The 22,738-nt window shown below is 28.7% G+C and carries 19 protein-coding genes; 9 read left to right on the top strand and 10 right to left on the bottom strand.

Going from position 1 to position 22,738, the window contains the following annotated elements:
- Nucleotides 1-5: 5 nt before the first annotated feature.
- The 5 genes from AEBR_RS03830 to AEBR_RS03810 all read right to left on the bottom strand — a co-directional run bounded on the left by AEBR_RS03830 (nucleotide 6) and on the right by AEBR_RS03810 (nucleotide 7,468).
- Complete coding sequence (locus AEBR_RS03830) at nucleotides 6-2,981, bottom strand: ATP-binding protein (RefSeq protein WP_129087478.1); 2,976 nt, start codon at nucleotides 2,979-2,981, stop codon at nucleotides 6-8.
- Nucleotides 2,982-3,269: 288 nt separating this feature from the next.
- A complete protein-coding gene (locus tag AEBR_RS03825) occupies nucleotides 3,270-3,809 on the bottom strand; it encodes a rhomboid family intramembrane serine protease (RefSeq protein WP_129087477.1) in 540 nt (179 codons plus the stop codon).
- The gene (locus tag AEBR_RS03820) at nucleotides 3,796-4,353 is read right to left on the bottom strand and encodes a hypothetical protein (RefSeq protein ID WP_129087476.1); all 558 of its coding nucleotides are present in this window, start codon (nucleotides 4,351-4,353) and stop codon (nucleotides 3,796-3,798) included. Before AEBR_RS03820 ends, AEBR_RS03825 begins: the two co-directional genes overlap by 14 nt.
- Before the next feature lie 4 nt (nucleotides 4,354-4,357).
- On the bottom strand, nucleotides 4,358-6,775 hold the full coding sequence (gene lon, locus AEBR_RS03815; protein WP_129087475.1) for an endopeptidase La: 2,418 nt from the start codon (nucleotides 6,773-6,775) through the stop codon (nucleotides 4,358-4,360).
- 21 nt (nucleotides 6,776-6,796) lie between these two features.
- The gene (locus AEBR_RS03810) at nucleotides 6,797-7,468 is read right to left on the bottom strand and encodes an outer membrane protein assembly factor BamD (RefSeq protein WP_128981529.1); all 672 of its coding nucleotides are present in this window, start codon (nucleotides 7,466-7,468) and stop codon (nucleotides 6,797-6,799) included.
- Between the two features lie 128 nt (nucleotides 7,469-7,596).
- Between AEBR_RS03810 and AEBR_RS03805 the strand changes: the two genes are divergently transcribed.
- From AEBR_RS03805 to AEBR_RS03790, 4 genes are read left to right on the top strand one after another with little or no spacing between them, the layout of a single operon-like run.
- Nucleotides 7,597-8,361: a pyrroline-5-carboxylate reductase gene (locus AEBR_RS03805; protein ID WP_129087474.1), complete on the top strand. Its 765-nt coding sequence runs from the start codon at nucleotides 7,597-7,599 to the stop codon at nucleotides 8,359-8,361.
- Nucleotides 8,348-8,638 (top strand): hypothetical protein, encoded by a 291-nt coding sequence (locus AEBR_RS03800; RefSeq protein WP_129087473.1) that lies wholly within the window; start codon nucleotides 8,348-8,350, stop codon nucleotides 8,636-8,638. Before AEBR_RS03805 ends, AEBR_RS03800 begins: the two co-directional genes overlap by 14 nt.
- Nucleotides 8,625-8,975, top strand: a complete 351-nt coding sequence (locus AEBR_RS03795) for a hypothetical protein (protein ID WP_129087472.1) — start codon at nucleotides 8,625-8,627, stop codon at nucleotides 8,973-8,975. Before AEBR_RS03800 ends, AEBR_RS03795 begins: the two co-directional genes overlap by 14 nt.
- Nucleotides 8,972-9,298 carry a hypothetical protein gene (locus AEBR_RS03790; RefSeq protein ID WP_129087471.1) on the top strand — a complete coding sequence of 109 codons (327 nt, stop codon included), beginning with the start codon at nucleotides 8,972-8,974 and terminating at the stop codon, nucleotides 9,296-9,298. Before AEBR_RS03795 ends, AEBR_RS03790 begins: the two co-directional genes overlap by 4 nt.
- A gap of 5 nt (nucleotides 9,299-9,303) precedes the next feature.
- Here the strand turns inward: AEBR_RS03790 and rdgB are convergent, their stop codons facing one another.
- Complete coding sequence (gene rdgB, locus AEBR_RS03785; protein ID WP_129087470.1) at nucleotides 9,304-9,894, bottom strand: RdgB/HAM1 family non-canonical purine NTP pyrophosphatase; 591 nt, start codon at nucleotides 9,892-9,894, stop codon at nucleotides 9,304-9,306.
- Nucleotides 9,895-9,968: 74 nt separating this feature from the next.
- Between rdgB and AEBR_RS03780 the strand changes: the two genes are divergently transcribed.
- The 4 genes from AEBR_RS03780 to AEBR_RS03765 all read left to right on the top strand — a co-directional run bounded on the left by AEBR_RS03780 (nucleotide 9,969) and on the right by AEBR_RS03765 (nucleotide 15,937).
- Nucleotides 9,969-11,285, top strand: coding sequence for an MFS transporter (locus AEBR_RS03780; protein WP_129087469.1), 1,317 nt, complete (start codon nucleotides 9,969-9,971; stop codon nucleotides 11,283-11,285).
- Nucleotides 11,286-11,326: 41 nt separating this feature from the next.
- The gene (locus AEBR_RS03775) at nucleotides 11,327-11,974 is read left to right on the top strand and encodes a transglutaminase-like cysteine peptidase (RefSeq protein ID WP_129087468.1); all 648 of its coding nucleotides are present in this window, start codon (nucleotides 11,327-11,329) and stop codon (nucleotides 11,972-11,974) included.
- Between the two features lie 12 nt (nucleotides 11,975-11,986).
- Nucleotides 11,987-14,188, top strand: coding sequence for a bifunctional diguanylate cyclase/phosphodiesterase (locus AEBR_RS03770; protein ID WP_129087467.1), 2,202 nt, complete (start codon nucleotides 11,987-11,989; stop codon nucleotides 14,186-14,188).
- A gap of 222 nt (nucleotides 14,189-14,410) precedes the next feature.
- On the top strand, nucleotides 14,411-15,937 hold the full coding sequence (locus tag AEBR_RS03765) for a sensor domain-containing diguanylate cyclase (protein WP_129087466.1): 1,527 nt from the start codon (nucleotides 14,411-14,413) through the stop codon (nucleotides 15,935-15,937).
- Between the two features lie 60 nt (nucleotides 15,938-15,997).
- Here the strand turns inward: AEBR_RS03765 and AEBR_RS03760 are convergent, their stop codons facing one another.
- Nucleotides 15,998-16,498, bottom strand: a complete 501-nt coding sequence (locus tag AEBR_RS03760) for a hypothetical protein (protein WP_129087465.1) — start codon at nucleotides 16,496-16,498, stop codon at nucleotides 15,998-16,000.
- 138 nt (nucleotides 16,499-16,636) lie between these two features.
- Between AEBR_RS03760 and AEBR_RS03755 the strand changes: the two genes are divergently transcribed.
- Complete coding sequence (locus AEBR_RS03755; protein WP_129087464.1) at nucleotides 16,637-19,723, top strand: efflux RND transporter permease subunit; 3,087 nt, start codon at nucleotides 16,637-16,639, stop codon at nucleotides 19,721-19,723.
- Between the two features lie 19 nt (nucleotides 19,724-19,742).
- Here AEBR_RS03755 and AEBR_RS03750 read toward each other — a convergent pair whose 3' ends face one another.
- The 3 genes from AEBR_RS03750 to AEBR_RS03740 all read right to left on the bottom strand — a co-directional run bounded on the left by AEBR_RS03750 (nucleotide 19,743) and on the right by AEBR_RS03740 (nucleotide 22,735).
- On the bottom strand, nucleotides 19,743-20,576 hold the full coding sequence (locus tag AEBR_RS03750) for a bifunctional helix-turn-helix domain-containing protein/methylated-DNA--[protein]-cysteine S-methyltransferase (RefSeq protein WP_129087463.1): 834 nt from the start codon (nucleotides 20,574-20,576) through the stop codon (nucleotides 19,743-19,745).
- A 53-nt stretch (nucleotides 20,577-20,629) separates the two neighbouring features.
- Complete coding sequence (locus tag AEBR_RS03745; protein ID WP_172658845.1) at nucleotides 20,630-21,892, bottom strand: serine hydroxymethyltransferase; 1,263 nt, start codon at nucleotides 21,890-21,892, stop codon at nucleotides 20,630-20,632.
- A 75-nt stretch (nucleotides 21,893-21,967) separates the two neighbouring features.
- Nucleotides 21,968-22,735 (bottom strand): hypothetical protein, encoded by a 768-nt coding sequence (locus tag AEBR_RS03740; RefSeq protein ID WP_129088363.1) that lies wholly within the window; start codon nucleotides 22,733-22,735, stop codon nucleotides 21,968-21,970.
- Nucleotides 22,736-22,738: the final 3 nt, after the last annotated feature.

The raw sequence follows: 22,738 nt of genomic DNA, 5'->3' as shown, positions 1-22,738 counted from the left end.
AAATATTATAAATATTTTTTTAACTCTTTTTGAAACTCTTCAAAAAGCTCTTTTCTCTCACTTTGTTCTAATTTCTTATTTTCCAATTTTTGTAGAATATCACAAAGCTTTTCTAAACATACATTCAAACAAGAGTTTTTAATATAGTGTGCTTTTTGTGAAACTTCCTGAGAATCATCTTTATTTATTGCAGTTTCTAACTCTTTTACATGCTCCTCTATTTCACTTTTAAACTTATTGATAATCAGATTAACAACATTTTCACTAACACCTAGTTTTTGAACTATCTTTGTTACATCAATCCCCTCTTTTGAGGCTACAGTCTCCTCTTCATTTTGTTTCTTTTCATCAATTTCATAACTTAAATAGAGTCTTAATAACTCTTTTAATTCCATTGTGTTTATTGGCTTACTTAAATAACCATCCATCCCCAAACTTAAAAATTTCTCTTTGTCCCCTTTTATTGCATTTGCAGTTAATGCAACTATTGGTGTATTCTCTATTTTATGATTCTCTTCATAGTTTCTAATCTTTCTAAAAGCCTCTACTCCATCCATTATTGGCATATTAATATCCATTAAAACCAAATCATATTTAGCATTTTTATAAGCTTCGAGAGTCTCTAAACCATTACTTTTTATATCAAACTCTATTTGTAAATCAGTTAAGATATATCCAATCAACTCTTGATTTGCACTATTATCTTCTGCTATTAGAACTCTTCCTTTAAACTCTTTCTCTTTTAATTCTTTTGTCTCATCAATATTAAAAACTCTTTTTTGGGATTTTTTTAATAACTCTTCTAAAGTATCATTAATTTTTGAAGCATAAAAAGGAAGCGCCAAACCTATCTCATTTGAATCAAATTTAAAGCTATTTAAGTCACTCTCGTACTCAAAAATTGTTAGTTTTGGTATCTCTTTATACTCTTTTCTAAAACTCTCAATCTCACTTTTATCACAAACTATAACATCAAGATCTTTTTTTGTACTATTTATCTCTCCAAATAGAGTCAAGTATCTTTTAATATTATGGAAAAGTTCACTATTTTCATCACTGATTTTGAAATTGATTTTGCTTGAAAACTCTTCTTTGTCATTTAGCTTTTTTGTACAGATTTTTGTATCTAAAGTAAAGTAGAATTTTGTACCTTTGTTTTCAACACTTTCAATTTTAACACTAGAGCCCAAAGCTTCAATTATATGTTTACAAATACTAAGTCCTAAGCCAGTTCCTTCAAATTTTCTATTTGTTTTATTATCAACTTGAATAAAAGGATCAAAAATAGTCTCTAACTTATCTTTTGGTATTCCTATTCCACTATCACTTACTTCAAATTTGATTTTAGCGCTATTTGAACTAATATCTACCAATGAGATATTTAAAGTAACTACACCTTTTTCATGGGTAAATTTAATTGCATTACTTAAAAAGTTTGATAATACTTGTCTTATTCTAATTGAGTCAGTCATAATACAAAGTGGAATCTTTGGATCAATACTAAAAATAAGTTTTATATCTTTTTGAGCTGCTTTTTTAGAGAACAGTTCTACTACATGTTCACCAATAGAATAGATATCACTTTCATCCAATAAAACTTCAAAATTACCACTCTCTATTTTTGAGATATCTAAAATATCATTTATAATTGCAAGTAAAGAGTTTGCACTTGTTTGAATAATTGTTGCTTGTTTTTTCTCTTTTGCATCAAGTTTTTCAGAGTTGCTTAAAACCTCAGAAAAACCTATTATTGCATTTAATGGAGTTCTTACTTCATGGCTCATATTTGCCAAAAATATAGATTTTGTTGCATCTGCACTTTGTGCTTTCATCTCAGATTCCACAATATCTGTTACATTAAATCTTATTGCCAAAAACTCTTCTATCTCATCATTTAAATCAAGTAGTGGAACAATTGTTGTTACAACATAATAAGCTGAACCATCTTTTGCCCTGTTTTTTATCTGACCTTTCCAAATTTTTTTACTATTAATTGTCTCCCACAACTCTTTGAAAATGCTCTTTGGCATATCACTATGTCTTACAATATTATGGTTTTTTCCTAATAGTTCCTCTTTTTGGTATTGAGAGATTTTTATAAACTCTTCATTTACATAAGTAATCTTACCGTTTGGATCTGTTTTAGAGACAATTGCACTAAAATCTACCGCTTTTTTATACTGATTTAAAAGTTTAACTGTACTATTTAAAGATTCTGTTCTCTCTGCTACCTCTTTTTCTAACTCCTGTTTTACTATTTTGTAATCTTTTGATCTAATAATTGCTATTACTATATAGTGTGCACCTAAAGAGACAAGTACAAAGATAAAGATATACATAAGAGCATTTAACTCTTCTGGAGTTAATAAAACACCATCTTCAAAAGGCAAAATAATCTCTATCGCACCTCTTACATCATTTATTTTCCAATCTCTTTTTGGACTATCTGCTCTACTGTTGTGACAATCTACGCAACTATTATCCAACATAATATCAGCAACAGCCACCCTTAAAGAGCGTTTACCATTTATTAATACATCTTTTTTATAGATTTCATCTGGATTATTTAAGAGAAAAGCTAAAGACTGCTTTTCAATACTATTTAATTTTCTATTTGCTCTATTTGGAAAAGGATAAGAGCTATACATCTTTATTTCCATATCATTTGATGGGAGAATTAAAGCTAAATCATGTACTAAAGTCTCTGCAAGTGGTATGGTGTGATAATTCTCCTTATAATTATAATCTACATTTACAGAATTTTTATCAATCTTGTCAAGGACACTACTTGTATAATAAACTCTTATTTTTTTAAGATAGTTTAATGTTTTTAAAGCCTCTTTGCTCATATGTTCAGTTTTATTTTCATAGGAATGTTTTGGTACCAGATAAAAAACTACAAAAGAGAGAAATATAGAGATTGCAAAAATAGGTCCTATGTACGGATTTAATATTGGGAAAAAAATCTTTCTTAATTTCATAACACACCTTATATGAAGGACTATATAGTATTTTAGTATTTAGAAACTTAAATCAAAGGAAGAGTTTTATGAACTATATTTTGGTATAATTCAAAACTTATTATAAAGGATAAATAATAAAACTAGAACCTTGTAGAAACTGTAAAAGTGAAATTCAACCAAAACTTAGACGTTGCCCCTACTGCGGAATTTTAAACCCCACAGTAAAGCTAAAAGAGATATTTATTACAATTGCATTTATACTTATAGTAATGTCTATAATTACCTACTTTATACCAGCACAATAGACTATAAAGTAGCTTTTCTAATCATTCCAAATAGAAATCCCAAACCAAGTCCTATAAAGTGAGAGTACCAAGCAATTGGAAGTCCTATTAGTATTGGTGCAACTGAGATTATTAAAATCCAAGTAATTATCCCATTTCTTTGAAACTTATCAAAAAAAGCAATATATCCCATAAGAACACAAATAGCCCCAGAGGCTCCAACAAGATTTACCCCATTGTCCAAATAGTAGATATACAAATAACTAATTAGTGAAGTTAAAATTCCACCAACAAAATATATTGTTAGAAACTCTTTTTTGCCTCTATATCTCTCTATTAGATTTCCAAATTGATAAAGTACAAACATATTCATGGCAATATGTCCAAAACCACCATGGGCAAACATAGAACTAAGAGGCTGCCAAAAAAAGCCACCCTGGGTAAAATATAGATTAAGCCCTAAAAAAAGACCTCCGTAGTTCATATTTATCTGTATTAAATATACTATAACTGTAATTGCAATTACAATGTTTGTTGCTGTTAAATCTTTAGTTTTCAACATAATTTTTATATACCTTCATAGAGCAATCTACCCTATCTTTGATTGCATTTTTATACATAAACTTAATATCACTCTCAAATCTTAATAACTCATTTGAGTTTATACGAAAAGAGCTTATAAGTTTTCCTGCATATAAATTTTCATCTTTTTTTTCATTTTCAATTAATTCAACTCTTATTTTTAGATATTTTTCCAACTCTTTTTTAGCAGGATTTTTTATATTATCTACATAATATTGTTCAAGCTCTTTTAAAGAGATAGCTTTTTCTACTGTTGATTTATCATCTTGGCTCTTTAAAAAAGAACTCTCTATTTTGTAATAGCCTTTATCCAAAGCTTTTACGGATTTTTTTAGAAGTTTTCTATCTGTTACAACTACTCTTGTTGGAGTCTCTTTTTCACACTGCAACTTTTCTAAGACTTTAGGTTTTTCTTCTGTTATATAGTTTGTATAGATTGTAATTGTAATAGAGATTATAGCAATTGAGGCGAAGGTAAAGAAGTTGTTAACAACTTGACTATCCCTTCTGTTTTCTCTTCGCATAAAGTTAAACCAATGCCTCTTTTAAAACATCCTCAATTGTATCAACTGCTTTTATTACCATAGTCTCTTTTACTTCATCAGGAATTTCATCTAAATCCCTTTGGTAATTTTTTCTTGGAATAAGCGCAAGTTTCATTTTTGCTTTATGTGCAGCAATTAGTTTCTCTTTTAATCCTCCAATTGGAAGAACTTTTCCTGTAAGAGTTAATTCACCTGTCATTGCAAGATCAGATTTAACTTCTCTTTCACTTAAAATTGAAGCAATAGTTGTTGCCATAGTTATACCAGCACTAGGTCCATCTTTTGGAGTTGCACCTTCTGGAATATGAAGATGAATATCATATCTTTTATAAACTTCACTTGGATCTAAAGCAATTTTTTCTGCTTCTTCAGTAGGAGTTTTAGGAATGATATTTTTATTTATTTTTAATTTTTTATTATCAATTAGAAGTTTAACAACAGAGTATGAGATTTTAGATGACTCTTTCATTACATCACCCATATTTCCTGTTACACTTAAACTACCTTTTCCTTTTAATTTAACTGCTTCAATTTTTAAAACATCTCCACCAACAGCTGTCCAAGCCAAACCATTTGTTAGCCCAATAGAGTTCTTTTTGTCTGCTGGATCAATCTCAAAGATAGGATTATCTAACAACTCAACAAGATTTTTTGTATTAATAGAAACTTTTTTTAGCTCTTTGTTTTGAAGTAGTTGTTTTACTGCTTTTCTAAATAGTTTTGCAAAAACTCTTCTTAGATTTCTAACTCCAGCTTCCCTTGTATATTTAGAGATTATCGCTTCAATTGTTGTATCAGATAAAGAGACTTCACTCTTTTTAAGCCCATGTTTTTCAAGCTCTTGAGGAATCAAATAGTCTTTTGCAATATGAAATTTCTCATTTGGAGTATATGAAGACATCTCAATAAACTCCATTCTGTCTCTTAAAGGAGCTGGAATTTTTCTTGCATCATTAGCAGTTGCAACAAAAATAACCTGTGATAAATCAATAGCAAAATTTAAATAAAGATCTCTAAACTCATTGTTTTGTTCTGGGTCTAGAACTTCCAACATAACAGCAGTTGGATCGCCTCTATGATTTGCACCAAGTTTATCAATCTCATCTAAAACCATAACAGGATTCATACTTTTTGCGTCAGTTAAACCTTTTACAATTCTTCCTGGCATTGCTCCAACATAAGTTCTTCTATGACCTCTTAACTCGTTTACATCTTCCATTCCACCAAGAGCAACTCTAACAAGTGGTCTTTTTAATGCTTTTGAGATAGAGTTTGCAAGTGAAGTTTTACCAACACCTGGAGGTCCTACAAAACATAAAACAGTACCTTTTGATTTTAGGTTTTGAATATTTCTCTCTTCAAGCATCTCTTTAACTGCAAAATATTCTGCAATTCTCTCTTTAGGTTTTTCTAAAGAGTAGTGATCATCATTTAATTGATCTTCAACATTTTTTACAGAGATTTTTTCATTTGAATATACTCCAAAAGGTATCTCAAGCACATTTTCAATATATGTTTGAAGTAAAGCACTATCAGGAGAATCTTGGTGCATTCTACTTAATTTATCAATCTGTTTTTTAGTCTCTTTATAACCATCTTTTGGCATTGAAGATTTTAACTTTTTAAGTTTTTTCTTATAAGCTTTTATCTCCACGTCTTTTTGGTTATCAGTTCCAAGCTCTTTTTGAATAGCTTTAATTTGCTCTTTTAAAAAGTAGTCTTTATGAGTTTTTTCAATTTTTGAGTTTACTTTTTGAGTAATCTCTTTTTGAATTTTAAAACTCTCAATCTCTTTTTTTATAGTTTCAATTATATCAAGAAGTCTTTGCTCAACATTTGTTTGTGAAAAAAGACTATAAGCTTCATCTTTTTTAACTCTTAAAACAGAAGATATCAAATCTGCAATTCTAGTTGCGTCATCATTCTCTTCTATTGTTTTTATTAAATCAACTGGAAATTTTGAATTAATTCTTGATAGTTTTTTTACTTGTTCTCTTAAAACATCTATAATTGAAGCAATACTCTCTTTAGATGACTCTTCATCAACAAGTTTGTCTACATAGGCAACAACAGGACGATTTTCATCAAATTTCTCTATTTTACCTTTTATTAGCCCTTGAAATAAAACTTTTATTTTTCCATCAGGGAGACTTACTTTTCTCATAATATTTCCTACAACACCCACGTCATAGAAACTACCGCTCTCTCTTTTCCCTTCAAATCCTGGTTTACTAACAGAAACTATTACTAATTTATTCTGTTCTATCGCCTCTTCTACTGCTTTTATATTCTGTTCATTTGATAAAAAAAGTGGCGCTATCATAAAGGGATATAAGAATATATCATCTTCAATAATTAATGGTATTTCCTGAGGGAAAGAATCATAATTCTCTAATTCCATCTACTCTCCTAAATATTTTTATTAAAATAAATTTTTTTCAAATGGATATCTATAAAAAGGAGTGTCTACTGGTTCAATCTCTTTTGGATCAACCCAAGATTTTTTAACTTTTTCATTATAGTATTCAGATGCCTTTGGTTTATCAATTCTTTCATATAAATCAGCAATCTCTTTATCAAGTGTTGCTTTTGCCATATAAAGTCTTGCACTCATTGTATTTACAAGTGGCGTATATGGAGATCTAGGAAAAGTTTTTCTAAACTCATCAATTTGTGTTATAGTATCTTCTACTAATTGTTGGTCTCTTAAATCATAAACAAATCCCATAAAGTTTGCTTTAATTTTTAAGTATCTTACATAATCTATATTTTTACTATAAGCAAATCTTTTAATATACTCATCTAAATAGAAATTTGCTAGTTCATACTCCTCTTCACTCATATGCGCATCAGCTAACACAAGTAAAGCAGTTGAAAGAAGTGGTGAGTTTCTATGTTCACTCTCTAAAGAGATATAAGTATCATCAGCATCTTCTAAAAATCCTGTACTTATCTCATCCATCATCTGATTGTACCAATACAATGCAGGTTTATTAAACTCTTGCACTTTATCTGATTTTTGTGAACAAGCAGAGAGGGCAAAAACCAATCCTGCAGCTAAAAATAGACTACTAAGCTTAAAATATTTATCCATTTAACTAATCCTTTTTCATCTTAAAAGAAGTATTCTATCCAATAAAACCTTGCTATTTTCTTACTTTTTTTGACCTTATTTTCTTTATTGGTTATAATATAAAAATTAATTAAATTAAGAGGTAATCTATGAAGTTAACACTTATTGGAAATGGCTTTATGGCGCAAGCTTTGGCTAAAGGATTAGTAAATAATTTTGAGGTTGAAGTTATAGGAAGAGATATTAACAAGTTAGAAAAACTTAAACAATATATTCCAAAAATTGAAATAAAAGAGTTATCAGATATAGAAGATATTACAAATAAAAATATAATCTTTTGTGTAAAACCTTATGCTCTTCAAAGTGTAGCAGCAAGACTAGAAGGAAATGCAAATATTCTTTTTTCTATACTTGCAGGAACAACTTTAGAGAGTCTAAAAAAACAGATAAAAGCTAAATATTATATAAGAACAATGCCAAATGTAGCGGCTTCGGTTAAAAAATCTGCAACTACAATAACAGGAGATAAAGAGGCTGCAAAAGTAGCCCTTGATATCTTCTCTTTAATAGGTAAAGCAATTTGGGTTGATACTGAAAAACAGCTTGATATTGCTACAGCTGTTGCAGGTAGTGGTCCAGCATTTTTAGCTTTAATTGCTGAATCAATGACTGATGGGGCTGTTAAAGCTGGACTTGATAGAAAAACAAGTAGTGAACTTGTTCATGGACTTTTTGAAGGTTTTTCAGAGCTTTTAAAAAGCAGCCATCCTGCAATTATCAAAGATTCAGTTATGAGTCCAGGGGGAACAACAGCGGCTGGTGTTGCAGTTTTAGAAGAGGGAGCAATTAGAAGCAACTTTATTAAAGCTGTGGAAGCAGCACACAATAAAGCTATAGAGATTGGAAAAAAATAGTTTTACTCTTTTAGAGACGCTAATAAGCCTACTTTTACTAAGTGTTATCGTAGTGGGATTTTCTAAATACTCCTACTACGAAAACTTTGATGAACACTTTATGCTTCTAAATAATCTAGAAAACTCTTTTACAACAAATAGTTATAGTTCTAGTTTTATTAAAGAGAGTAAAAAAATCACTATTATAATAAATGACAGTGAACTAAAAAAACAAAAAGTAGAAAAAATATCTTATAAAGATGACAAAGTGGGATTGTTTAAATATGAGATTAACTAAAGCTTTTTCACTCTTTGAACTTATTTTAGTAATCTTTATATCTTCAATTACTCTAATTTTGACTCTAAAATTTATAAAAGAGATAAACCTAACCCAAATAGAGAATCAAAATCTTGCAATTTTAAAAACAGATATGTTAAGTACAAAAATTATTATTGAAAAGAATTTACCTCAAATTATAAACACTCTAAACTATTCTAATAAAACACTATATTTTGGTAATGCTGTTTTATTAGACAATGTTACAAAGTTTAATATGCAAAACGGCACAAATATATTAAATATTCATATAGAACTTGATAATAAAATTTCACAAAATTGGAGTTTTAAACTATGAAAAACTCTTTTGTACTTCTTTTTACTCTTATTTTAATTTTTATATTTTCACTGCTTTGCACTAATATTTTTGAGACAAAAGCGATTGCCTCAACAAACATCATAAATCAACATAAATATATTCAAGCAAAAAATCATCTTAAATTTCTAGAGGAGTATATTTTATATTTGCCAACATTAGAGAGTATAAATAAAATAGAGATTCCAGACGAGAGTTTTAATATAAGTGCAAATATAAAAAGAGTTGATAAAAAGTATGAAATAGAGATGATTGTAAAAAATTTAGATTCAGATATACGAGTCTATAAAAAGATTATCAAATAATCTTTTTATAAAATAACATCTAACACTTTTTTTGCTAGATGTAAAGCTTTGCTTCTATGGGAAAACTCTTTTTTAACTTCATAGGGAAGTTCTCCTAAAGTTTTATCAAAACCTTTTGGAATAAACATGGGATCATAACCAAAACCACCCTCACCTTTTTCACAAGACAGAACTTCTCCATACATCCACCCATGAACACTGTAGGTTTGTTTTTTATAGACAATAGCTATACAAGCTGTATAATAAGCTGGAGTTTTATCCAAGTTTTTCTCTTTTAATTTTGATATCAATTTTGCATTATTTTGTTTATCTGTAGCATTTTCTCCTGCATATCTAGCTGAGTAGATCCCTGGTTCATTATTAAGTGCTGGAACACTTATTCCACTATCATCAGAGATAACAATAACATTTTCATCGTTTATTTTTTCATATATCTCTTGAGCTTTTTTTATTGCATTTCCTTGAAAACTATCTCTGTCTTCAATTACTTCATACTCACCAATTAACTCTTTATATGCAATAACTTCTATATTTGATAACAATTTTCTAAACTCTTCAAGCTTTCCTTTATTAGCTGTAGCTAAAACTATTTTCACAATTTTCCTTTTAACACAATTATCAACAATTATTCTATATAATCGTCCTTTATCTTAACTAATGGAAATTATATATGATTAAATCTATTTTACCACTTAGTTCTATTATAGCTCTAAGATTTTTCGGACTTTTTTTAGTTCTTCCAGTTTTATCTGTTTATGCAATCAATCTTTATGGTGCAACAACAACTTTAGTTGGTATAGTAATAGGTGGCTATGCCCTTACTCAAATGATTTTTCAAGTTCCTTTTGGAGTAATGAGTGACAAACTTGGAAGGAAAGGAACAATCATAACAGGTCTTGTTCTTTTTGGTATTGGTTCAATCTTTTGTGCAATTGCAAATGATATTTTACTACTTATGCTAGGAAGATTTTTACAAGGAGCTGGTGCAATTGGTGCAGTGGTAAGTGCAACAATTAGTGACCTTGTAAAAGAGGAAGAACGTTCAAAAGCAATGGCAATCATGGGAATGTCAATTGGTATTAGTTTCGCTGCAGCAATGGTTTTAGGACCTACAATTGGTGCATTAGCTGGAGTTCAAACTCTATTTTACCTAACAGCAGTTATTGCATTTGGTTCAATTTTTGTACTTATTAAATTTGTTCCAGATCCACCTAAGATAACTCACTCATATCCTGATGATAAACAACTACTTCAAGTGTTAACAAATATCAACCTAATCAAAATGAATACCACAAACTTTTTACAAAAAGGTTTAATGACTTTTGCATTTATGATTATTCCAATGATATTAACAAAAAACTTTGGATGGCAAATGAGTGAACTTTGGATGGTTTACCTACCTTCAATGATTTTTGGTATTTTAGCAATGGGACCAGCGGCAATATTTGCTGAGAAAAAGAGCAAATTCAGAGAGATACTCTCTTTAGGTATTGTCTTTTTTGCTGTTTCATATCTTTTAATGGGATTTAGTTCAAGCTCAATTATGTTTGTAATTGGTGTAGTTATCTTCTTTATTGGATTTAATATGCATGAACCAATTATGCAATCACAAACTTCAAAATATGCAAAAGTACACCAAAGAGGTCTAGTTTTAGGTATTTTTAACTCATTTGGATATTTAGGAACTTTTCTTGGAGGAGTTTTTGGAGGTATTTTCTTTGGTAAAGTATCTTTATCAACTTTAGCTATTACAATTACAATTATTTGTGTAGTTTGGATAATTCTTATTTTAACAATGAGAAATCCAGGTAAAAACAAACAACTATATGTTCCTCTAAATGAAGGAACAAAAAGAAATACTGGGAGATTGGACAAAGAGTTAAATCTACATGAATGGTATATCAATGAGACTGAAAATGTTATTGTAATCAAGTATGATAATAATATCTTGGATGAGGATACTATTTTAAATACACTTAAACAGTAATATATTATAATCTAAAAAATTACTCAAAAGGAAGTAAAAGTATGAAAAAAATCATTCTTGTATCTTTTTTCATTATTTTGCTTCCCCTGTCTATAATAATTGCAAATAAAACTTACAATATTTCAGAAGAGAAACTAGAACAAATCGCACTTAAATATGGCCAAAAAGCCAGAAAAAGAGTTGAGCTTTGGGATAGTGTAATTGAAGGTGCAAAAAATAAAGATATACTTCATAAACTAAAAGAGGTCAATGACTTTTGGAATAAAGTTCAATATAAAAGAGATATGGTAGTTTGGAAAAAAAACGACTACTGGGCTGCACCTTTTGAGTTTTTAAGTGTTGGCGCTGGAGACTGTGAAGATTATGCAATTGCAAAATATTTTAGTCTTAGAAAACTTGGTGTACCTGATGAAAAACTTAGAATTACTTATGTTAAGCTAATCAAAGCAGGTACAAAATATGAAGAAGCACATATGGTTTTAACTTATTACCATAGTCCAGAGTCAACACCTATTGTACTTGATAATGTAGATAGAAAACTAAAACTTGCAACAAAAAGAAAAGATTTAAGACCAATTTACAGTTTTAATGCAAATGGACTTTGGCAAGCAAAAAATAAGGGACAGACATCAGTTAGAGTTGGAGAGAACAACCTTAGAAACTGGAAATCAATGATGAGTAGAATTTAAAAAGGGGTATTTATGTCTTTATCAAAACAGCTGTATTTAATTATTGCTTTTATATTTTTTATAATATTTAGCGGTAATTTTTTAATTAGTGTAAAAAATATGAAAGAGTATTTGGAGCTTGAAGCAACAACAAAAGCTCAAGATACTGCTACTTCTATTGGAATGAGTTTAAGACCTTTAATAAAAGATAAACATGACTCAGAAATAGAGTCTATTATAAAAGCTATCTCAAATAGCGGTTTTTATAAAGAGATTAGACTTGAAGATGCAGATTTTACAATTTCAAGTAATGACTTGATGAAAGCTTCAACTGATTTGGATGACCTAAATTGGAATATAAAAAAAGTATCCCTTGATCCAAAATTTGGTCGTGTTGAAAAAATAGAATCGGATGAAGTTTTAAATGAACAGCTTTTAAAACTTGAAAATGATAAAGAAGATATTGGTTTAGTTGAGAGTGACAATAGCCAAAGATTTAGATATATTCCAAGTGAAACCTATAAAAAAGGTGGTGTTATAACTTTTGATTTCACTGCTACAAAGGGTGAAAATAAAAGAATCGATACCTTTGCAAATATCTCCCTTGATAAAATTTTGATAAAAGAGAATAGAGAAGTTAAGTTTGACTATGTTCCTGAGTGGTTTATTAAATTAATACCTATTACCCTTGAAGAGAAGTTTAGTGAAATTTCAAATGGCTGGAATACCTCAGCTATTATCTATGTAAGTCCAAACCCTGGGGAAGCTTATGCAAAACTTTTTGAACAAGCAAGAAACTCTATAATCTATGCAGTAATTGCTTTTATACTCTCAATGCTACTTCTTTTGGTTTTTGTACAATTCCTTCTTAGACCTCTTAAAACAATTGAAAAACTTGCAAAAAATATTGCAAAAGGACAGTTTGGAGTTATTGATCCCCTACCTTGGACAATTGAAATAAAAAATGTCTCAATTGCAATGAATGATATGTCAAGAAAAATAGAAGCAATGATAAATAAACTTACAAATAATCTTGCAAATCTATCTAAAAAACTCTCAGAAGATGACTTAACAGGACTTAGCCTAAAGCAGACTTTAGAGACTGATATAAAACAGATGTTTATAAAAAAAGAGAATGGTTATGTTTTTGATATAAAAATAGATAATCTCTTTGGGTATGTAAAAACACACACGAATGATGAAGTTGATGAGTATATTAGAAGTTTTGCCTCAATTTTAAAAAAATCAGGAAAAGAGTCTAAAGCATATAGAATATTTGGTTCTGAGTTTTTACTTATTGCCAAAAATTGTGATTATGAAAAGGCAAAAAAACTTGCTTCAAAACTAAAAATGGATTTTGATTTATTGGGAGAATCTCTAAATCTAAAAGAGGTTGCACATATAGGTGGAACTCCTTTTAATGAGCTTGGAACAATAAATGAGATGAGACATTCAGCAAATGAAGCGTATGAAAAAGCCAAACTAATTGGTCCAAATGAATTTTTTGTAAATGATAAAAGTAGCCTTTCAAGAGATATGAATACTTGGAGAGATTTAATCATTGATATTATTGAACATAAACAGTTTGATATAGATTTTATCAATGATACTTACAGTTTAGAAGATAGTGAAAAACTAATTATGCAAGAAGCCTTTACAAACGTAAAAGATAAAGAGGGAAATCCAATTGCAATTGGTTCATTTGTCTCAATAGCAGAAAAATATGAGAAAATAGTTGATTTTGATAAGGCAGTTATTGCAAAAATTATTCATTTTATACAAATCAATAATGTAAGCCATGATATTTGCATAAACCTATCTTTGGACTCAATAAATGATAGTGATTTTATCAAATGGTTAGAGGTTGAAATTCAAAAAAATGCTACTATTGCATCTAAACTTATATTCTCACTTTCTGCTTATAGTGTGGCAAAAGATACAGAAAAAGTAAAAGAGTTCTGCAACTTTATTCATAGTTGTAACTCAAAAGTTATTATAAAAAGATTTGAGAGCAAATTTATCTCAACTGAGGATTTAAAAGAGTTTAACCTAGATTATATAAGACTTGCAAGGGATTACACTGATGAGATTCATAAAGAGAAATCAAAAATAGATTTTGTTGAGTCAATTAATGAACTTGCAAACCTTCTTAATATCAAAGTTTGTGCAGAGGGCGTAAAATCTGATAAAGATTATGAGACAATCAAAGAGCTTAAGCTTTTTGCTTCAAGTTAAAAAACTAGATTTTAAGCTTCAGCCAATTAATAATATAAAAAAGAGGATAACAATAATATTTAATAGTTTGTTATTCTCTAACTTTATTAGTAAAATATGCTCTTGAATCAACACTTAGACCAATAAAAAACTCTATTTAAAAAAGGTGCCTATCCCCCTTTACTCCTTAAATATAAATAGTTTTATGATAGAATATTAGAATATATATAAAGGATATAAATCTTGCAGTTAAAACAGTTTAATATCTTAATAAAACTATTGTTTCCTATGATTATAGGTTTATTTCTTATCTCTATTATTTCTATTGGTTCAGATTTTTTCAATCTGGAAAGAAGTATAAAATCTGAAGCAAAAAGCTATTTTCACAATACTTCAATTACAATTGATTATATATTAGAAAAAAATATTGATTTGATGAAAACTCTTACTTTTCAAATAACAAAAAATAAGACAATAATGAAAGAATTTGAAAATAATAATAAAGAAGGACTTTTTAAATCTTTATCCGTTTTATTTGAACACTATCATATAAATCATAATATAACTCATTTCTATTTACATAAAAAAGATCAATATAAATATTTATCAATACATAATACAAATAAATATAAACATTTAACTACAAAAGTTACTTTAGATGAAGCAATAAATTCATCAAAAACAGTTAGTGGTATTGAATTTGATATGAGACATCATTTGACTCTTAGAGTTGTTTCTCCTGTCATAAAAGATGGGAAAGTTTTATTTTATATTGAATTAGGTAAAAAAATAGAAAAAATAATAAAAGAATATACTAAAGATTCGAATGCATATATTATTTTTACAATAAATAAAAAACATATAACACAAAAAGATTTTATTAAATGGTTAGACAAAAACGACAAAGAAAGGTCTTTTGATGCTTTAGAAAACTATTACATATTAGATTCAAGTATTCCAAAAATTGATAGAGCATTAGAAGAGGATTTAAATAATCATTTAAACTTTAATAGTCAGTTTGTAGAAAATGAGGGTAAAAAATATATAATTCATAGTCAAAGTTTTTTGGATACTAATAAAAAAGAGTTAGGGAAGCTTTTTATTTTAAAAGATATAACAAATCAATATAAAACTTTATACAGTTCAATTTTAGATACAACAATTATAACTTTTATTATATTTCTTATAACCATCTGGTATTATTTTAGACATATAAAAAAGACAGAAAGTGAATTAAATCATGCATATAAATATGTTCAACAATTATCTGCAAAAGATGGTCTTACAAAGCTTTATAATAAACAATACTATATAGATAATGTCTTAAAACTAATTCAAAATTTTTCAAGATTTAATTCCTATGTGAGTTTTATTTTAATAGATGTTGATAATTTTAAGAAGTATAATGACAATTATGGACATTTAAAAGGAGATGATATCCTTATTCAAGTTTCTAAAATTATAAAAGATATTTTTAAAAGGGATACAGAATATTGTTTTAGAGTTGGTGGAGAAGAATTTTTGATTGTTAGTGCAAGTAAAGACGAAGAAAATGGCAAAGAGATGGCAGAGATTTTGTGCAAAAAAATACAAGATAAAAACTTAGAGCATAAATTTAATGAAAATTTTGATGTAATTACAGTCTCAATAGGATTAGTAACAAAATATATTTCCCATAATATTAAAATAGATGTGTTATATGATAATGCTGATAAAGCTTTATATCAATCTAAACAAAATGGAAGAAATAAAGTAACAGTTTTTAAATAAAAGAAAGACAAAGATAGCAGCAAAAAATAATATTATAGATATTTATTATCAAATCATTTTTTACTCATAAACAATATCTTTTTCATCTTCATCAAAATCATCTTTATAATCTTTGCATTCTAGATTTAAAAATCTATAAATGGTATCACTTTCATATGTTGAAGCAATTTTTTCTATCATAGTATAAAGTTCATCTTTACAATCATTAAAAGAGAAAGGAACATCATCTAAGCTGCATGACTCATCTTTTTTCTCATATAACCAAGCAACTCCCTCTTTTGTTTTAAGCCAGATTGCAATTTTTTTATAATAAGACAAAGTTTCAAACTTTTTGGATAAGTGAGTAAGCACCTCTCTTTTTATAGAGTTTTTTATCTCTTTTTCTTGAGTCTTATCTTGAATTACAACACAATACTCTTCCCAAAGATTTTCCAAACACTCTCTTCTTTCATCAAGAGCATAAACTTTTGTATCAGCTTTCAGCTCTTCTATAACAATTGATACAATCTTATGATTTAAGTCGTATGCTAAATCAGAAACAATTTTTTCTTCAATTTTCATAGTAACTCCTCTTGTTTTTAATCTTAACACTATAAATTATAAGAGGGCTTGAAAGCTCAAAACTAATTATTTTTTTAATGTTAAACTATAATTAATAATCATGTAATATAATTTTCTTTTAAATAAAAAAGGATTTTAATGTTTGAGAGGATGCTACGGTTCTTTGTTGAAAATTCAAGAATGAACTATACTCTGTTTGTGTTAGTATTTGCTGTTGGAATTTGGTCATATAATAACACTCCAAAAGAGATTTTCCCTAGTTTTGAGCTTGATATGATTTCAGTAAAAGGATCATATAGTGGAGCTTCTGTTGATATTTTAGATAGAATGGCTGTATCAGAGATAGAGGACAACATTAAAAATCTTGATAGTATTGATACTATTACTACAGTTATCAGCCCTGGTAGTTTTACAATAATATTGGAGCTTAAAAAGGGCGTAAATAAATATAATGAATCAAACAAAGTTAAAGATGCCATAACTTTAGTTAAATCAAATTTACCTTCTGATATGGATGAACCAATAGTAAATGTAATGGAGAGGAAGAGATCTTTAATTGATATTACTTTAACTTCACAAAAATACTCTACTGATGAACTTAAACCTTTCGCAGATAGATTGGAAAGCAAACTTTTAGGAGTTGAGGGAGTAAAAGATATAACAATCTTTGGGGATTCTGATAAATATTACCAAATCTTGCTTGATGATAAAAAAATAGAAGCTTTAGGAATTAGCAAAAGTGCAGTTTTTGATGCAATCTCTACAATTTCATATATCTTTCCAATAGGTAAAATTGAGGGAGATAAACACTACTACCTCTCAACTTTCAATGGTGCAAAAACTGCAAAAGCTTTTGAAAGCACTTTAATAAGAGTTCAAAATAAAAATATCTATCTAAAAGATATAGCTTCAATTTACAAAAAATATGAAGACTCTTCAACCCTTTACTCTTTTAATGGACAAAGTGCTATCTCTTTAGCAGTTGAGCAGAGTGAAGCAGCGGATGCAATAAAAATTGTACAAAAGATAAAAAAACTTCTTCCTGAAATAAATAAGTCAAATCCTGATGTAAAAATTTCAATTGCAGATGACAATAGTGAAAGAATCTTAGACAGATTGAATATTGTTTTATCAAATATTATTTTAGGAATTATTCTTATTACAATCTTAGTAATGCTCCTTATTAATTTTAGAATGTCTTTTATTATTGTAATAGGTATTCCAACCTCTTTTGTTTTAGCAGCGCTTTATATCTATCTATCTGGATACACAATAAATATGATTTCACTTGTTGGTGTTTTGATTGCAATTGGTATAGTTGTTGATGATGCAATTGTTGTAAGTGAAAATATACAGCAACATATTGAAGAGGGATATGAACCAAAAGAGGCAGCTATTTTGGGTGCAAAAGAGATGGTTAAACCTGTAACTATGGCTTCAATTACTACACTCTTCTCTTTTCTTCCAATACTTATGATAAGTGGAACAATGGGAGAGGTTATGAAGCTAATCCCTATTGCTATTTCTGCACTAATAATTGCTTCACTTATTGAATCATTTATTTTCCTTCCAATCCATGCAGCTCACACACTAAAAGCAAATGCAAAAGTTACTTCTTGGGAAAAAGCAAATGAGATTTACAATAAAATACTTCATTTTTTTATGGCTTGGAAAAAGAGCTTCTTAATCACTTTTATAATTTTTGTTCCTCTTCTTACTTTTATGGCAATAAAATCTTCAAAGTTTCAGATGTTTCCAAAGTTTGATGCAACAGATGTAAAAATCTCAATCAAAGCAAATGAGAATACAAAACTAGAAGATGCTTTTAAAATAGTTCAAGCAATTGAGCAAGATATAATGAAACAAAAAGATAGATTTTTTGTAAGAAGTATAGATTCAGTTGCAGGATATAGAAAAGATACAGGGGATAATAGAGAAGATTACCCTTATGTTATGTATATGACAGTTGAGCTTCAAAAACTAAAAGCTGCAAACTTTTTGGATAAATATGTAACCCCTTATTTAAGTTTATATTATGACAATGAGGGAAGAACAAGAACAAAAAACTCAAGAGAAATTTCGTCTGACTTAAAAGATTTTATTGATGAAATGGATTTCAAGAAGAGATATAATCTAAGTGAAATAGTGGTTCTTGAAAGAAGAGTAGGTCCAGTAAAAGCAGATATAAAAATTGGACTTGTTTCAAATGATAATGAAAAAATTATAGCTGGAATTAATATGTTACAAAAACATATTGAGTCTATAAAAGGTGTAAAATCTCTTTCAAATTCACTTAAATTTGGAGTTGATGAGATAAAATTAAAAGTAAATAACTATGGGGAACAACTTGGAATTGATGAAGCTTTTATAGGTTCTTTTTTATCTAATATGTTTTTATCAAAGAAAAAAGCTGTATCTTTTGATGATACAGATATGTTGGATATAAAAATAGAGAGTTTAAACAAAGATGATTATGAGACTTTAAAAAATGTTGAAATTCCACTTGGTGATGGAACTTTTGTCTCTTTAAGTCAAGTTGCGCAATTCCAAGTTATTAAAGGCTTTGAACAACTTATAAAAGATAATGCAGAGAGAAATTTCTATGTATTTGCCAATGTAAATCCTGATATTATAACTGCAACTGAACTTCTTGATGAGATTCAACCAACCCTAGATAAAATTAAACAAAGTGGAATCAAAATCATTTTAAAAGGGGAAGCAGAAAAACAACAAAGTTTAAAACATGATATGCTTTTAGCTTTGGGACTTACTGTTATTCTAATTATGCTTTCAATGTTATATCTATTTAACTCTTTTAGGGAAACATTTATTTTAATGAGTGTAATTCCTTTTTCTCTACTTGGGGTTTTAATAGGACATAAAGTAATGGGATTAAATCTCTCTATGCCTTCACTTATTGGTGCCCTTGGTCTTGCTGGAGTTGTAATTAATGATGGAATTATTATGATGACCTATCTTAAAAAAGCTAAAGCATTAAGTGATGTATTTTATAGGGCAACAAAAAGGTTTAGACCAATAGTACTTACAACTGTCACAACACTAATGGGAATGTGTTCACTTATATTTTTCCCAACAGGACAAGCTGTAATCTTCCAGCCTATTGCAATTGCATTGGGATTTGGTCTTCTTTGGGGAACAATTTTAAATCTTCTTTATCTACCTGTTATCTACTCAATTTCCCATAGACTAAAAGGGGATAAATAAAGGGCTATTTTTTAATAGCCTACTTTTTTATAGCTTCATAGGCAACTAAGATTTTTTTTCTTTCAATTCCCCATCTATAACCACTCATAGCTCCTGATTTTGCTAAAACTCTATGGCAAGGGATTAAAAAGCCTATATGATTAGAACCAATAGCACTTGCAACTGCACGTACTGCTTTTGGTTTATTTATACTATTTGCTATATCTTGATAGGTTGTTATTGTTCCACTTGGGATATTTAACAAAGCTTTCCAAATATTTATTTGAAAATTTGTCCCTTTTACAAATAGATCAAACTTCTCTTTTTTTACAAAGATTTTATCTAAATACTCTATTGCTTTTTGTGAGTCTTCTATTAGATTTGCTTTTGCCCAAATCTCTTTAAATCTATTAAATATTTGTTCTTTGTTGTCATCTACAAAACCAAAATAACAAACCCCTCTTTTAGTAAACCCAATTAAGGCTTCCCCAAAGGGAGTAGAACCATATCCATAGGTGATATCTACATTTTTACCAAACTCTTTATACTCTTTTGGAGTAACACCAATAATATTTACAAACAGATCATGAAGTCTACTTGAACTTGAAAGTCCCATTTCAAGTGAACTATCTAAGATAGATTTGGATTCTTTTAGATGTTCTTTTGCATAATTCAAAGTAACTGATTGCAAAAACTGTATAGGGGTAACTCCTACATACTCTTTAAATACTCTTATTAGATGGTATTTACTCATACCTATATATTGGGAGATTTCATCGATTGTTGGTTGCTCTTTGAAGTTTTCATCAATATATCTTATAACTTTTTTAATTTTTTTATAATTTTCGTTCTCTTTTGATAAATTATCTTTCATAAAATACCTTGATGAATTTTTCTAAAGTGAGATTAACTCACTTTAGATTTTTATTAGTAAGTGGATTTAGTGTAAATTACAAAATCTCTAGCTAACTCTTTTAATTCTTGTTTAATATTCTCTTGTAATTGTGTGTTGTTTATATCATCTAAAACATCACAAATTTTGTTTGCAATAATCTCAAACTCTTTCTCTTTCATTCCTCTTGCAGTTAATGCTGGAGATCCTATTCTAATACCTGAAGTAATAAATGGACTTCTTGTTTCTCCTGGAACTGTATTTTTATTTACTGTTATCCCTGCATTCCCTAATGCTGCATCTGCATCTTTCCCTGAAAAATCTTTATTTAAAAATGATACTAAAATCAGGTGATTATCTGTTCCTTCTGAAACTATATCATAACCTCTTGAAACCATAACTTTTGCTAAAACTTGTGCATTTGCTTTAACTTGTTTTGCATACTCTTTCCATTTTGGATCAAGTACTTCTTTAAATGCAACAGCTTTTGCTGCTATTACATGAACAAGTGGTCCACCTTGAATCCCTGGAAAAATTGCAGAGTTTATTTTTTTTGCAATCTCTTCATCATCACAAAGAATCATACCACCTCTTGGTCCTCTTAATGTTTTATGAGTTGTAGTTGTAACTACATGTGCATAAGGAAATGGGCTTGGATGTTCATTTGCTGCAACTAATCCTGCAATATGTGCTATATCTGCAAACAGGTATGCTCCAACTTCATCAGCTATCTCTCTAAATCTTTTAAAATCTATCTCTCTAGGATAAGCAGAAGCTCCACAAACAATAATTTTTGGTTGAACAATTTTAGCAATCTCTAAAACTTTATCATAATTGATTCTACCATCTAATTCAACTCCATAATAGAATGCTTGATAGTTTTTACCAGAAAAGCTTGGTTTTGATCCATGAGTTAAGTGTCCACCATGGCTTAGATCCATACCTAGAATTTTATCTCCTGCTTTAATAAGTGCTGCATAAACTGCACCATTTGCTTGACTTCCTGAGTGAGGTTGAACATTTGCATATTTACAACCAAATATTTCACATGCTCTATCAATAGCTAATTGTTCAGCTTTATCTGCAAATTCACATCCACCATAATATCTTTTATATGGATATCCTTCTGCATATTTATTTGTAAATACTGATCCCATTGTTTGCATTACTGCTGGGCTTGTGAAGTTCTCACTTGCTATCATCTCTAAGTGGTCTGTTTGTCTCTCTTTTTCAGCCTCTACTAAATCAAAAATCTCTTTATCTGCTTCTTCTAATGTTGCATCTGAAATAAAACTCATGGTACAAACTCCAATATCAAATTTTTCAAAAGTATAACCAAAGAAAAAAAATCACACAATCCAGATATTGCTAAATTATAAAAATATAAATATTTTAAGGGCTGAAATACTTAAATCTTTAGGTTCTTCTCCTAAAGCTTTTAGAGAGTTTTCAACACTATCAATCATTTGTGTTAACATAACTTCAAAAGAAAAATTCGAATGATCCAAAAGGGTCTCTTTGCTATTTTCAATATGCCAAAGATGTTTTATCTCTTCATAAGATAGATTTGAATTCTTCTTTAATCTGTGTTCCAATTCAATTTGCCAATTATTTTGCCAAGTTAAAAAAAGATACTCCCCATTTATATCCCTATCAACTTTTATTTTCCATCTTATAATTTGTAAATTTCTATAAAGCTTGTTTAATTTCTCTTTTTCAAATTGCATTGCAGTTAATTTATGTGCAACTTTAAAGTCAAAGGCATTACTAATCATATAATAGATTGCTAAAACTAAATAATCATTTCTATTTTCTATCTTATCTTTACTAAAGGCAATTTGTAAATACTCTTTATAATCTTCTAAAATTTTACCTTTATATTTTAATAAAAAATTTGCATCAGTATTTTTAATTAGTGTGTAGATTCTACGTTCATCATTTTTACTATATGCACTTGGATTTCTAATATCTAACTTTTTTTTGAACTTTACTAATAGTTCTTGCAGTCGTTTTTGATCTTTGGTTATAAGTGTTGCTGCATTTGATTGAATAATACTTGTAAGCTCTTCTTGGGTTGAGGCACAACCACTAAAAATAAGAAAAGCAGATAGGATAAAACTATATTTAAAAAATTTTATCACTAT

The sequence above is a fragment of the Halarcobacter ebronensis genome (assembly GCF_013201825.1).
Classification (GTDB): domain Bacteria; phylum Campylobacterota; class Campylobacteria; order Campylobacterales; family Arcobacteraceae; genus Halarcobacter; species Halarcobacter ebronensis.
Note: the sequence above shows the minus strand (reverse complement) of the source record. Positions and strands in the feature narration are given on the sequence as shown.

Excerpts from the sequence above, each read along its gene's own strand:
- AEBR_RS03830 (WP_129087478.1), bottom strand. The coding sequence starts at position 2,981 with ATGAAATTAAGAAAGATTTTTTTCCCAATATTAAATCCGTACATAGGA.
- AEBR_RS03825 (WP_129087477.1), bottom strand. The coding sequence starts at position 3,809 with ATGTTGAAAACTAAAGATTTAACAGCAACAAACATTGTAATTGCAATT.
- AEBR_RS03820 (WP_129087476.1), bottom strand. The coding sequence starts at position 4,353 with ATGCGAAGAGAAAACAGAAGGGATAGTCAAGTTGTTAACAACTTCTTT.
- lon (WP_129087475.1), bottom strand. The coding sequence starts at position 6,775 with ATGGAATTAGAGAATTATGATTCTTTCCCTCAGGAAATACCATTAATT.
- AEBR_RS03810 (WP_128981529.1), bottom strand. The coding sequence starts at position 7,468 with ATGGATAAATATTTTAAGCTTAGTAGTCTATTTTTAGCTGCAGGATTG.
- AEBR_RS03805 (WP_129087474.1), top strand. The coding sequence starts at position 7,597 with ATGAAGTTAACACTTATTGGAAATGGCTTTATGGCGCAAGCTTTGGCT.
- AEBR_RS03795 (WP_129087472.1), top strand. The coding sequence starts at position 8,625 with ATGAGATTAACTAAAGCTTTTTCACTCTTTGAACTTATTTTAGTAATC.
- AEBR_RS03790 (WP_129087471.1), top strand. The coding sequence starts at position 8,972 with ATGAAAAACTCTTTTGTACTTCTTTTTACTCTTATTTTAATTTTTATA.
- AEBR_RS03780 (WP_129087469.1), top strand. The coding sequence starts at position 9,969 with ATGATTAAATCTATTTTACCACTTAGTTCTATTATAGCTCTAAGATTT.
- AEBR_RS03775 (WP_129087468.1), top strand. The coding sequence starts at position 11,327 with ATGAAAAAAATCATTCTTGTATCTTTTTTCATTATTTTGCTTCCCCTG.
- AEBR_RS03770 (WP_129087467.1), top strand. The coding sequence starts at position 11,987 with ATGTCTTTATCAAAACAGCTGTATTTAATTATTGCTTTTATATTTTTT.
- AEBR_RS03760 (WP_129087465.1), bottom strand. The coding sequence starts at position 16,498 with ATGAAAATTGAAGAAAAAATTGTTTCTGATTTAGCATACGACTTAAAT.
- AEBR_RS03755 (WP_129087464.1), top strand. The coding sequence starts at position 16,637 with ATGTTTGAGAGGATGCTACGGTTCTTTGTTGAAAATTCAAGAATGAAC.
- AEBR_RS03750 (WP_129087463.1), bottom strand. The coding sequence starts at position 20,576 with ATGAAAGATAATTTATCAAAAGAGAACGAAAATTATAAAAAAATTAAA.
- AEBR_RS03745 (WP_172658845.1), bottom strand. The coding sequence starts at position 21,892 with ATGAGTTTTATTTCAGATGCAACATTAGAAGAAGCAGATAAAGAGATT.